Annotated in this window: 6 protein-coding genes and 2 pseudogenes; 4 read left to right on the forward strand and 4 right to left on the reverse strand. The window is 41.6% G+C overall.

Annotated features, from left to right (window positions below; translation table 11 throughout):
- Nucleotides 1-215: 215 nt before the first annotated feature.
- A pseudogene (locus F6K20_RS40560) lies at nucleotides 216-329 on the reverse strand (toxin-antitoxin system HicB family antitoxin); the annotation flags it as partial.
- Nucleotides 330-417: 88 nt separating this feature from the next.
- The gene (locus tag F6K20_RS09645; RefSeq protein ID WP_287262760.1) at nucleotides 418-2,334 is read right to left on the reverse strand and encodes a serine/threonine-protein kinase; all 1,917 of its coding nucleotides are present in this window, start codon (nucleotides 2,332-2,334) and stop codon (nucleotides 418-420) included.
- 793 nt (nucleotides 2,335-3,127) lie between these two features.
- On the opposite strand from F6K20_RS09645, the gene F6K20_RS09650 reads away from it, so the two are divergent.
- Together F6K20_RS09650 and F6K20_RS09655 are read left to right on the forward strand one after the other, a co-directional pair.
- Nucleotides 3,128-4,702, forward strand: coding sequence for a GldG family protein (locus tag F6K20_RS09650; protein WP_044492377.1), 1,575 nt, complete (start codon nucleotides 3,128-3,130; stop codon nucleotides 4,700-4,702).
- A gap of 155 nt (nucleotides 4,703-4,857) precedes the next feature.
- The gene (locus F6K20_RS09655; protein WP_008180478.1) at nucleotides 4,858-5,493 is read left to right on the forward strand and encodes a hypothetical protein; all 636 of its coding nucleotides are present in this window, start codon (nucleotides 4,858-4,860) and stop codon (nucleotides 5,491-5,493) included.
- 36 nt (nucleotides 5,494-5,529) lie between these two features.
- On the opposite strand, the gene F6K20_RS09660 is transcribed toward F6K20_RS09655, so the two are convergent.
- Together F6K20_RS09660 and F6K20_RS09665 are read right to left on the reverse strand one after the other, a co-directional pair.
- A complete protein-coding gene (locus tag F6K20_RS09660; protein ID WP_008180477.1) occupies nucleotides 5,530-6,459 on the reverse strand; it encodes an RpnC/YadD family protein in 930 nt (309 codons plus the stop codon).
- Between the two features lie 114 nt (nucleotides 6,460-6,573).
- Nucleotides 6,574-7,599 (reverse strand): FliH/SctL family protein, encoded by a 1,026-nt coding sequence (locus tag F6K20_RS09665; RefSeq protein ID WP_008180476.1) that lies wholly within the window; start codon nucleotides 7,597-7,599, stop codon nucleotides 6,574-6,576.
- A 438-nt stretch (nucleotides 7,600-8,037) separates the two neighbouring features.
- Between F6K20_RS09665 and F6K20_RS09670 the strand changes: the two genes are divergently transcribed.
- Both F6K20_RS09670 and F6K20_RS09675 read left to right on the forward strand, forming a co-directional pair.
- Entirely contained in the window at nucleotides 8,038-9,339 is a 1,302-nt protein-coding gene (locus F6K20_RS09670) for a P-loop NTPase family protein (protein ID WP_287294523.1), read from the forward strand.
- A 149-nt stretch (nucleotides 9,340-9,488) separates the two neighbouring features.
- Nucleotides 9,489-11,044: pseudogene (locus tag F6K20_RS09675) on the forward strand (eIF2A-related protein); the annotation flags it as partial.

An 11,044-nucleotide genomic window follows, 5' to 3' on the forward strand; every position in this document is an offset into this window, starting at 1 on the left:
TCTGCGGTTAAGAAGGAGAGTTTACCAGATGCCCTGGTTGTTTAACACAGGCAACAGGGAACAGGGAACAGGCAACAGGCAACAGGCAACAGGCAACAGGGAATGAAAAAGCTGATCACATAGCGCTGCATCACTTTTATGATCATGTTTTCGTCAATTCTTCATCCGAATTTCCGAGAGCCGAAGTTCTCTGTTCCCGACAACTGCCGCGAAGTCTAGTCTGTCAGAGCATCAATCAAAGCATCAAGTTTAGCCAGTATTCTTAAGGCTTCTTCTGGGTTGCCAGTTGCACTCATTGGTTTAAATCTGGTATGGGCATCAAATTCTGCTCCCCTCTCCCCAGACTATTCCCCCTGTTCCCTATTCCCTGTTCCCTATTCCCTGGGCACAGCGCTATAGTTTTTAGCTAACCTGCCACTACTTAACTCTTATTCCTTGTGTTTTGAGAGTGATTAGTTTAATTCCTGGATTATAAGTATAAACACGACGAAAACTAAGTGTAATCACTGAGGCATTCGGATCTAGGGGTTGTTTTAAGGTGATATAACCTTTAGTTGGTGTCCTAGAAGCCATGACTGTTCCATCCCAACTAGAGCCTGAATAACCTCTATAATTATTTCCTAAGTTATCAACGGCGATAAAATCTGAAAATCGGCTATCTTTATTATTGTAATTATAAGCTTTAAAATAAATTTTTAATTGGCCATTTTTCCACTTTTCTATCTTATCAACGACGAAGCGAGCGCCATTAACTTGTGGGGATGACCAATAATTTCTAAAAACTTGAGGGATTTGGCTTTGCCATTCAGCAATTAATCGTTGTGCTTCTTGATAAGATGGCGTAGGGTTATGAATCCGTTTGGCGATGGATATTGCTTGACTATACTGTCGCTGATTAGCATAGTGATTTGCCTTGATAATCAGGTTTTCTCCTTGTATTTCTAATTCAGCAGCTAGTCTTTCTAATTCAGCAGCTTTTAGTTTGCTTTCAGCAGTGTTAATAATTTGGATTGCTTGCTCCTGGAAACGTTCAGCCTTAACCTGTGCTGCCATTGCTTTGGCTTGTTGCCATTTACGTTTCTTTAGGTCTTGTTGAGCTTGTTGAATTAAATTTTGCTCACTTTGCCATTGCTTCCATTGAGTAATTAACTGTTGTGCTTCTTGGTAACTATTACTCTCAGAAGGTATTTTTTTAGCTTCAGTAATTGCTTTATAGATAAGTCTGGGGTTCTCTACTAGTTTAGTGGATTGATTTAGTTGTGCGACAGAACAGTCATTTAAGAGGCATATCGATTTTTCATTGATGCTCAAAAAATCCGGAACTTCTTGAGCTAAGTTAATACATTTTTCATAGTCTCCATTGCTCCAATGCTGTTGAATTTTACTTACTACTAGTTGCTCAATTTGGTTTAATCCGTAGGTAAGACCTAACCCTAAACTAATTACAGTAACTATAGCAGAACTTAGTCGTTTATTCAGGTTCTTTACTTTCAGTTTATTGCTAAACTCGGCTATTACTTTTCTTTGAATTGACTGTGGTGATGGAACCGATTTAAAAATACGTTCTAGATTGGCAAGACGCTTTTTAGGGTCAGGTTCTACCATCTTGTCTAGGTAGTTAAGAAATTCTTTGCTAAAACCTGAAGCTAAATGCTTGAATTTTAGACGATGATTGCTTAAATCAATTAAATTACTAATTTTCGCTGTTTTAATTCCTGTTACTAAACAAATCAGTGTCACTCCTAAACTATAAATATCTGATGCTTTATTGAGGGGTTGATTATATAATTGTTCTGGTGGCATAAATCCAGCTGTGCCAGCCATCGTAGTACTTACAGCAATTGAACTATAGGCAAGTTTTGCTAAACCAAAATCAATTAAGTAAACCCGCATTCTGTAATCTAACAAAACATTTTCTGGTTTAATGTCTCGGTGAATTATCGGATTATAAAAATGTTGGAGATAATCCAAAATTTCGAGCATTTGAACGGCAATTTGCTGAATTTGCTCTGGTGTAAAGCTTGGGTATGCAGACAAAGGTTGAGCGTTTTTGTACTCCTGTACCAAACAAACACCACCCTCAGGAGCAAAGGAGTCAAGATAGCGAGGAATCCTAGGATGGTGTAACTGTTTTAGTACCTTAATCTCACTTTCAATGGATTGGTAACCATGCCAGCTACTGTTATATTGAGCAAATTGAAATAGCTTGATTACAACTTTTTGCTTAGTTTTAAGATGGATGGCTTGATAAGTTACTCGACCACTGTGATAGTTCTGACCTAATCGTTTTTTGACTTGGTAGCCATAGTTAGAAAAATCCGGAAATTCGCTCATCGAATGTAGGTTTGTGCATCACTTACAAAATGTATACGCTTTATAGTACTCCAACTTCAACAAAATAATAACGGATTGAGTTTTAAGTAATTGAAACCCCAAGTCTATTTAGAGTTTGCGCTGATAGTGACCTGAAAGCTAGAGCTGGTAAGTATTGTGGAGCACTTGTGGCCCCCCAGTAAGTTTATACAAACTTTATATTTAAGCAAAGCCTTTATACAAAGTTTACAAAAAAACTATGAAGGATAATCTTTTTATGGATAAAAATATTGTCAACTTATTCACCAATTTATAAACCGAACTAATAGTGTGGCTGGATGTGTGGAATCACTACTGAATGCTGAGTACTGAGTGCTGAGTGCTGATACCTGATAGCTAAATAATTATCTGATAGCTAAATAATTAGGACTTATGAAAATTAGTTATTTTAATTTTCCACTCTATAGCTGTCCTATGATTACCCGCTGAAGTTCCATGGGATGCTAACCATTGAGCCGCTACGCGATGCTAACCATTGAGCTGCTAAGCGATCGCATAATTACCATCTTAAGTTCGATGCGATCGCATAATTCCCCTCTCAAGTTCGATGCGATCGCATAATTCCCCTCTCAAGTTCGATGCGATCGCATAATTCCCCTCTCAAGTTCGATGTGATCGCATAATTCCCCTGTGAAACCCGCTAACGCCTAACCCCTAAGCCTAACCCCTAAGCCTAATGCCTAATACCTAGCGGGTTAAGCTGAATGCTTACAATCAGTAAGTAATGATAGTTGCAGCTCCCGTGAGGTTTGAGATGAAGACAAGCAAAACCAAGAAGTATCTCCTTTACCTTTTCTGGCTCGGGCCACTACTGACCATGGCGGGAATCACTGTCAGGATTATTACTGAAAAATGGTCCCCAGACGCATTAGGGTTACTGATTGCTGGTATTGTCATTAGTCTTGTGGGGCTAGTATTTTTAGCCCAGTTGGCCCCGAAATTTTGGCAAAGCCGTTCTACCCAAGTCGGAACCAATGCTATTATTTCTACCGTAGCTATGTTAGTGATTTTAGGGCTGATTAACTTTTTAGGGGTGCGCTATACCCAACGCATCGATTTCACAGAAAATCAGTTATATACTCTGTCACCCCAGTCCCAGCAAGTGGTGCAAAATTTACGACAGCCCCTTAAGGTTTGGATCTTTAATCCACAACCCAATCCAGATGACCGAGAGTTGTTAGAGAACTTTCGTCGGTATGGGTCAAACTTTGAATTTCAGTTTGTTGACCCTCAGCTAAAACCAGCACTAGCTCAGAAATTTGGTGTTCAGTCTATCGGAGAAGTTTATCTACAATATAAAGACAAGCAACAATTATTGCAAGCTGTTAATGATACCCAACCTCTGTCAGAAGCTAGTCTTACTAGTGGTATCGAAACTCTGACTCGGGAAATTTCGGTTAGGGTTTACTTCCTCCAAGGTCACGGAGAAAAATCCTTAGCAGAAGTAGAAGGGGGATTATCTGAGGCTGTACGTGTTCTAGAGGATAAAAATTTTACGGTTCAACCCCTTAACTTAGCTGAACGCTCAGAGGTTCCAGCCGATGCCTCAATCGTGGTTAGTGCAGGTCCGATGCGAGCATTTTTAGAAAAAGAAGTCAAAGGGTTACGTAACTATCTATCCAAGGGTGGTAGCTTACTATTGATGCTCGACCCTGATACTAATCCTGAATTGGATAGCTTTCTCAAAGACTGGGGAATTAAGCTAGACAGTAGGTTAGTGATTGACCCGTCTGCTCCAGAACGTTCCTTAGTGCTTGGTGCAGCAACTCCAATGGTGACCAGCTACGGGAATCATCCCATTACCACGGAATTTGGCGACGGATTTTCCTTTTATCCCTGGGCGCGATCGCTCTTAATTACCCCAGTAGATGGTATCCAGGAGACTCCTTTGCTGATTACCAATGACAGAACTTGGGCTGAGAGCAATCCTAAACAGCAGCCACTGGAATTGAATCCAGAAAGCGATCGCCCTGGTCCGTTAATCCTAGGTGTAGCATTAAGCCGCAAAGCCGAAGGGATTGATCAAGGGACTCCTAAAGAGGATGGTAACAAAAAGACTTCTTCATCTCGTCTAGTAGTCTATGGTAACTCTAATTTTGCCACCAATGGTTGGTTTGATCAGCAATTAAATGGTGATGTTTTTCTCAATACGATTAGCTGGTTAAGCAAGCAAGATGATCAAGTCCTATCTATCCGCCCTAAAGAACAAAACAATCGACGGATTAACCTAACAGCAATCCAGGCTGAGTTACTGGGTTGGACTGCCCTGTTACTTATGCCCTTAGTCGGGTTTACTACAGCTGGGTTAGTATGGTGGCAACGCCGTTAGCATTGATAACTGATATAGCATTATAGCAATTCTACGACTTGTGAGGTACAAATTATTGGGTTTTAGGGAGTAGGGAGTAGGGAGTAGGGAGTAGGGAACTTCGGAACAATAATTATCACAATTTATACAATTTATACACGGAACCCTATAAACTTATGACAATTCTACAAGCTAGTCACCTATCTCTAGAAGATGTGCATCATACCTTTGGCTTTCAACGGCAATACAATAGTTCATTAACTTCCCGGTTATCCCTAGACACTATCACTGAATTTGAGCAACGGGAATTGGAACAAATTCGGACTGATTTTGATAATTACTTGATCGCGGGTAAAGTATCTGAAGGACTGGTAAAAGCCCTCACTGTTTTTCCCTTACTGCGATTAGCTGGCTTCTATCGCTCTCCAATAAAGATTTCCTTGGAAGAAGGAATTGCTGATATTGATATTCAAGACCAGGATACCAAAATTACTGGCAGACTAGATATTCTAGCAATTAACAAAGCTCAACAGACAGTAGATCAAGTATCGTTTTGGGTCTTAGTTATCGAAACTAAAAACAGTAGTGTTGATGTATCCGTTGGGTTACCTCAATTACTGACCTATGCCTATAAGAGTTTAGACCATCAAGACTCAGTTTGGGGACTATCGACTAACGGATACATTTATCAGTTTATTTATATCCAAGCTGGCAATCCTCCGATTTATCAGTTGATGCCAGTATTAAACCTGATGGAATCGGAGTCATCGATTAAATTACTACAAGTTATTAAAGCTATAGCGCTCCTATAGCATTTCCATTTGATTTGTGAACATACTCCCTAGCGACTATGTTCGCTCTCCAAATCGAGTCAATAATTCTAGTCGAGACAATTGTAAGAGTAGGGGGGTAAATTCTTCTGGAGAGAGTACCATCAATGGCTCAATAATTCCCAGCATTTCCTGGTCTAGTTCACCAAAACGGCTACGCAATAAGTAAGTGACCATACTACGGCGTTCGTTTTGCTTGCCCTGGACTAGTCCCTCTTGTTTGCCAAGCTCGGTAGCTAATTCCAGTCGTTGTTGATATATCTGAGATAATTGCATGATTAACTCCCTCTCATCTTCTTCTAGGTCTTGATTTTGTTTGATACGTGCCTCTAATATTGCCAGCATGTCATATACTAATTCTAGGATATTGTCTTTGTACTGACTCCCGCTGGGTAAGGATTTCAATTCCTCAATCGCTTGCTGTTGCACTCTACCTCTACCGAGAATTCTCAACCATAAGGTTTCTGGGGTCACCGGCAGTTGGTCAATCGCCACAATTGCCGTATACAAGGATTTCCCCAGAAAGTAGATCCCCTTGGGATAATTGACCAGATCTGGTTGAAAATTGAAGCTTTCTAAAAACTCTTCCGAAGCCGTTGGGGAGAGAATCCATAAACGAGGCAGTTCTGTCACCCTAACTTGGGCATTAGCCCGCTTAGCCTGACGGAAAACTTGATCATGAACCTGGGCCAGTTTACCGATACAACTGAGCACCTCAAATTGAGTAACTGGGTTACGGAACGGTTCAAACATTGCAGGGGTTGTGGCCAGTTTTCCGAGTAATCCCAGGCTTTGTCCATTGGTGGCTAGTGCCTGGGATGGCAAAAAGTAAACATCAATTTCTTGAACTTCCCCAGGCACTTCCCAGTTCGTTTCTACCTTCCCCAGGGGGTCGAGGAGTTTTTTAAGACATTGGATGGGCTTTTGGTCATGGACGTTTCTGGTCATGGAACACCCTCAGGACTATTGATTTAATTAGTATTTAATTACGAGTTAAGTAATAAGCGGATGATCGAGCTAGTCAACCGGCACGACATTGGGGATTAATAACCACAGCCTCTATTAATTTCGCTCTCCAAATCGAGTCAATAATTCTAGTCGAGACAATTGTAAGAGTAGGGGGGTAAATTCTTCTGGAGAGAGTGCCATCAATGGCTCAATGATTGCTAGCAGTTCCTGGTCTAGTTCACCAAAACGGCTACGCAATAAGTAAGTGACCATACTACGGCGTTCGTTTTGCCTACCTTGGACTAGTCCCTCTTGTTTGCCCTGGACTAGTCCCTCTTGTTTGCCTTGGACTAGTCCCTCTTGTTTGCCTTGGACTAGTCCCTCTTGTTTGCCTTGGACTAGTCCTTCTTGTTTGCCAAGCTCGGTAGCTAATTCCAGTCGTTGTTGATATATCTGAGATAATTGCATGATTAACTCCCGGTCATCTTCCTCAAGGTCTTGATTTTGTTTGATACGTGCCTCTAAGATTGCCAGCATGTCATATACTAATTCTAGGATATTGTCTTTGTACTGACTCCCGCTGGGTAGGGATTTCAACTCCTCAATCGCGTACTGTTGCACTCTACCTCTACCGAGAATTCTCAACCATAACGTTTCCGGAGTAACCGGCAGTTGGTGAATCGCCACAATGGCGGTATACAAGGATTTACCCAGAAAGTACATACCCCTGGGATAATTAACTAGATCTGGTTGAGCATGGAAGCTTTCTAAAAACTCTTCGGAAGCCGTTGGGGAGAGAATCCATAAACGAGGCAGTTGGGTGACCCTAACTTGGGCATTAGCCCGCTTAGCCTGACGGAAAACTTGACCATGAACTTGCGCCAGTTTACCGATACAACTAAGCACATCAAATTTAGTGACTGGGTTGCGGAACGGTTCAAACATTGCAGGGGTTGTGGCCAGTTTTCCGAGTAATCCTAGGCTTTGTCCATTGGTGGTTAGTGGCTGAGATGGCAAAAAGTAAACATCAATTTCTTGAACTTCCCCAGGCACTTTCCAGCTCGTTTCCACTTTCCCCAGGGGGTCGAGGAGTTCTTTAAGACATTGTTTGGCAAATTGGTCATGGACATTTCTGGTCATGGAACAGCCTAAAAACTATAGCAAAGGGAACAGGGAATAGGGAACAGGGAACATAGAAGAGTAAATCGAGAACAGGGAATAGTAAAAAATCATCTGTAACTCACAATTATTATAACCGATAATTAGTAATTTTGTTGAATCAAAAAACTGGAATCAGTTTTTAAAAACTGAGCCTAAATTTTAAGGCTTATTTAGCATCATTACAAAAATTTATCGGAATTATTTCCTACTCTTACCTGTTCCCTGTTCCTTGTTACCTGCTCCCTGCTCCCTGCTCCCTGCTCCCTAAAACCTAGAACGAAAGTACCTCACCAAATTTAGAACTGCTATATAATAGTGACTAAGGTAAAGTGGGTGCATAAGGCCAGCTCGGATGAACCGTTCCATGTTCCAACCGCAGCTTGGTACAGAATAGGGGCAAAATAACTAATAAGTAAGATGACCGATTTACAAACGTTTTATCGAGCTACCAACCCCAGTAAAACCTTAGCGGTGGACAATGAGGATGATCGCAAGTATTACATTGATTTCTCTTCAGTACGCGGCGGTCATATTATTGAAAAACTTAGAAAAAAGATTGCTATCTTTTCACCAAATCAGCCAACCTGTGAACTGTTTACTGGGCATATTGGCTGCGGCAAGTCTACGGAGTTGCTCAGGTTAAAGGTGGATTTAGAACGGTCAGGATTTCATGTGGTTTACTTTGAGTCAGATCAAGACTTGGAAATGAGCGATGTTGATATTAGCGATATTTTACTGGCGATCGCTCGTCGAGTCAGTGAAAGTCTGGAAGACGCTGGCATTAGCCTTCAACCAGGGTACTTCCAGAGGTTATTCGGCGAAGTCAAAGATATCTTACAAACACCGATGGAGCTATCGGAGGTAGAATTCTCTGTAGGGATTGCCACCATTACCAGTCAAGCCAAAGCTAGCCCTAAGCAGCGGGATAAGTTGAGAGGATATCTAGAGCCTCGAACCAATGGACTTATTGAGGCAATTAATCAGGAGGTGCTAGAGCCTGCTATCAATAAATTGAAACAGACCGGGAAAAAGGGACTAGTAGTTATTGTTGATAGCCTTGACCGGGTGGACTCTATTCAAAAGCCCTTTGGTCGTCTTCAGCCAGAATATTTGTTTGCGGATCGAGGGGCACAGTTGCGGGGACTGAGCTGTCACGTGGTTTACACTATTCCATTGTCACTGCGCTTTTCCAATGACTTTGGGATGGTGACTGAACGGTTTATGACCGACCCCGAAGTCCTACCAATGGTACCTGTGCATTTACGCAACGGTAGCAAACATGAAAAAGGAATAGCACTGCTGCGACAGATGGTGCTGGCAAGAGCTTTTCCAGATTTAGAGCCAAACCAGCGTCTGAGTAAAATTACAGCAATTTTTGACAGTGCTGAAAGCTTAGACCGTTTATGTGGTGCTAGTGGTGGTCATGTGCGGAATTTACTCCGGTTTCTCAATGATTGGATCATGGAGGAAGGAAAACTACCCCTTTCCCGTAATGGTCTAGAACGTATGATTAAGGCTCAGCTTCATAAACTTGTCTTAGCGATCACTAATGATGAGTGGGATTTACTGGGTAAAGTAGCTAAGGAGAAGAAAGTGACTGGAGATGATGGATACGAAATATTAATCCGCAGTCGCTTTGTTTATGAGTATTATGATCAAGAAGAACCTTGGTTTGATGTTAATCCGATTTTGGCAGAAGCTAAAGAACTAAAGCTATAGCATTTATAAATAGTTTGACCTGGTGGTGCGTTACGGGACGGACTATCGCAACGCTGGCGCTTGAGCGAAAAATAAGGACAAGTCCGCCCTAACACACCCTACGCACCTCCCTGTTCCCTGTTCCCTGTTCCCTGTTCCCTTTGCGATATATGAGTGCCTCCGATAAAACCAAAGAGGTTGCTGCCTACAACGACCGTGCGTTGCAAAGATTGGCTTGGGCAATTGAAGCTTCTCAGGGGCAATTTTCGCTGATTTTTGCACACTGTAACTATACCTATGTACAGCAGCAAATGACTGAGGGGCTCCGAGAAACCTGTTCTGTTCAAATCCGCGACGTTGTGCTAAAAAAGTCTGATAGCAGACTTTATAGCAAGATTCGGCAGGATTTAGGAGATCAGCAGCCAGAGGTTGTGATGGTCTTTGGCTTAGAGGCTGTTGATGATATTGATAGCTTGCTGGCTGCTACTAACCAAGTCCGGGAAGAGTTTCGGAAAAATTTCCATTTCCCCCTAGTGCTGTGGATTAATGATCAGGTTCAAACCAAATTGCTTCGGGTTGCTCCTGATTTGGAGAGTTGGGGCACAACTAGGGAGTTTCAAACCCCTCCTGATTCCTTATCTTATGAATTAATCTATACTCTCTCTCAAAAAGCCAAGGAGATATTGACTAACTTTCCAGACTCTGATCCTGACAAATTTTTGTATGAGCTAAATCGGGGGATAGATGATCTATCAGAATTTGAGTCAGCTTGGCAAGATTTACAACATCACAACCAGGAAATAGAACCAGAGTTAGAAGCTAGTTTTTACTTGATGGTAGGTCGCAATTACTATGCTAAACAACAGTTTGAAGAATCCTTACGTTACTTTCATAAAAGCTTAGATCTATGGCAAAGACTAACCCGCTGCGATTGGCAAGGCATGGTTTTATTTCATATCGGGTTGTGTCCTTATGGAAAACCTGAACCACAAAATTTAGTTGAACAATGTGTTGATAGTTTAGCTCAGATATCTGATCAGGATTTAGCTAACCGATTGATTACTCAATTTGCCAGAGTCTTGCAACGCTTACAACGATGGGCAGACTTGGAAACCTTAGCCCAAAGGTCTCTAACACTGCATAGTGCCAATGGTAAGTCAATTGAGTTAGCGAAAGATTATGGTTTTCTGGCGGAGGTGGCTTTAGATAAATTAGCTTGGACTGAAGCTAAGGGATTAGCAGAGCAAGCACTCTCCATCCTGAAAACTAGTTTGTCGCCTGAATCAACAGCAACCTCATCCAAACAAAAAGCAAAATTAGATGGGATTCAATCCTTTGATAAAGCTTGGTATTTATTATTATTAGCAAGAGCAGAAAAAGGTCTTTGTAAGTATCAAGACAGTATCAAGTATCTCGAAATAGCTAAAGCAGAAACTCCAGCCCATTATGCTCCAGAGCTTTATATTATGATTTTGGCAAGCTGGCGAGAATTATACCTTGAAAAGGGTGACTATCTAGCTGCTTTTAGAGTTAAACAAGAACGAATATCCATTGAGCAACAGTTTGGCTTGCGAGCTTTTATCGGTACAGGGAGATTACAGCCAAAACGCAGAAGAGCTAAGTCTCAACTTCCAGCCCTTGAGCAGCCGGAAATGGTTGCAGATGAAATTATTGCTTCTGGTAGACAACAAGATATCAATAATTTGCTCGAAAGAATTGGCAATAC

Source organism: Moorena sp. SIO2C4 (assembly GCF_010672485.1).
Taxonomy (GTDB): domain Bacteria; phylum Cyanobacteriota; class Cyanobacteriia; order Cyanobacteriales; family Coleofasciculaceae; genus Moorena; species Moorena producens.

What these genes read in the sequence shown, in the direction of transcription:
- F6K20_RS09645 (WP_287262760.1), bottom strand. Translation starts at nt 2,334, where the DNA reads ATGAGCGAATTTCCGGATTTTTCTAACTATGGCTACCAAGTCAAAAAA.
- F6K20_RS09650 (WP_044492377.1), top strand. Translation starts at nt 3,128, where the DNA reads ATGAAGACAAGCAAAACCAAGAAGTATCTCCTTTACCTTTTCTGGCTC.
- F6K20_RS09655 (WP_008180478.1), top strand. Translation starts at nt 4,858, where the DNA reads ATGACAATTCTACAAGCTAGTCACCTATCTCTAGAAGATGTGCATCAT.
- F6K20_RS09660 (WP_008180477.1), bottom strand. Translation starts at nt 6,459, where the DNA reads ATGACCAGAAACGTCCATGACCAAAAGCCCATCCAATGTCTTAAAAAA.
- F6K20_RS09665 (WP_008180476.1), bottom strand. Translation starts at nt 7,599, where the DNA reads ATGACCAGAAATGTCCATGACCAATTTGCCAAACAATGTCTTAAAGAA.
- F6K20_RS09670 (WP_287294523.1), top strand. Translation starts at nt 8,038, where the DNA reads ATGACCGATTTACAAACGTTTTATCGAGCTACCAACCCCAGTAAAACC.